This is a genomic window from Pseudomonas rossensis (assembly GCF_039888995.1).
Taxonomy (GTDB): Bacteria; Pseudomonadota; Gammaproteobacteria; order Pseudomonadales; family Pseudomonadaceae; genus Aquipseudomonas; species Aquipseudomonas rossensis.
In genome coordinates, this window is sequence record NZ_JBBWCB010000297.1 from 1 (window position 1) to 1,312 (window position 1,312).

2 protein-coding genes are annotated in these 1,312 nt (G+C 60.1%); both read right to left on the reverse strand.

Features of this window, described 5'->3' with window-relative positions; translation table 11 throughout:
- Positions 1–158 precede the first annotated feature (158 nt).
- A complete protein-coding gene (gene ubiA, locus WLY71_RS30555) occupies positions 159–1,049 on the reverse strand; it encodes a 4-hydroxybenzoate octaprenyltransferase (RefSeq protein ID WP_347806558.1) in 891 nt (296 codons plus the stop codon).
- On the reverse strand, positions 1,049–1,312 hold a 264-nt coding region (locus tag WLY71_RS30560; protein ID WP_347806559.1), incomplete at its 5' end, for a chorismate lyase. The genes WLY71_RS30560 and ubiA, both read right to left, overlap by 1 nt.

The following is a 1,312-nucleotide window of genomic DNA, read 5'->3' on the forward strand; positions in this document are numbered from 1 at the left end:
TTCCAATTTTGGCCAGAAGCCGAAGACGGCTTCCTCGAATAGGCCTGATACATAGATGCAACGGGGCGGCGGTTTTTCAAAAGCGGGTAGACAGTGGGGGCGAGTCCATACATAGCAGCCGGACGCAGCCTGCGGCAGCTGCTACAGATCATTCGCAGTCAACGCAGCGCGTAATCCAGCACAATCCCGACAAAAATCGCCAACCCGGCCCAGTGGTTGTGCAAAAAAGCCTTGAAGCAACGCATCCGGTCTTTACCGCGGGTGTACCAGAACTCCCACGCAAAACAGCCCGCCGCCGCCAGCAATCCGAGGTGGAACCAGCCACCGAGCTCGAATTTCGACCCGGCCAGCAGCAGGCAACCCAGTGCCAGCCCTTGCAGGGTCAGGATGATCACCCGGTCCGCCTCGCCAAACAGAATCGCCGTGGATTTCACGCCGATCTTCAAGTCGTCGTCGCGGTCGGTCATGGCGTAGTAGGTGTCATAGCCGACGGTCCACAGCAGGTTCGCGATCCACAGCAACCACGCCGCCGCCGGGAGTTCACCGGTCTCGGCGGTGAACGCCATCGGCATGCCCCAGGAGAACGCCGCACCCAGCACCACTTGCGGGTAATAGGTGTGGCGCTTCATGAACGGGTAAGTGAAGGCCAGCGCCAAACCACCGAACGACAGCCAGACCGTCTTGGCATTGGTGCATAGCACCAGCAGGAAACTCACGCCCATCAGCAGCGCGAAGAACACCAGCGCTTCTTTGGAACTGATCTTGCCGCTCACCAGTGGCCGTTGTTCGGTGCGTTTCACGTGGCCATCGACCTTGCGGTCCGCCCAGTCGTTAATTACGCAGCCGCCGGCGCGGGTCAGTACCACGCCCAGGACGAAAATCACGATGTTGGCCAACGAGGGCGACCCTTTGCCGGCAATCCACAGTGCCCACAGCGTCGGCCACAGCAGCAGATAAATGCCGATCGGTTTGTCCATGCGCGTCAGCTGAATGAAATCCCAGGCCCGTGGATTCAAGCGATTCAGGGACTTGAGCAGGCTCTGGTACATCAGCAATTCTCCGGATGGGCGCGGGTAGCGTTCCACAAGGTCGGCAAGAAAATTTCGGCCACCAGCACGCTCAAGGCGCCGCGGTCGAAACGCGAACGGCGGCCCCACAGTTCAGGTGCCTGGGACTCCATCGGCAGCCACTCCTGAGGATAGTGACAAACCTCAATGACGCGCCGTTGAAATGCCTGATCGCAAAACAGCAATTCGCCCAGGGAGCGGCTGCCCAATTCGTCCATGTGCAGACCGTCGCCCTGCAACGCACT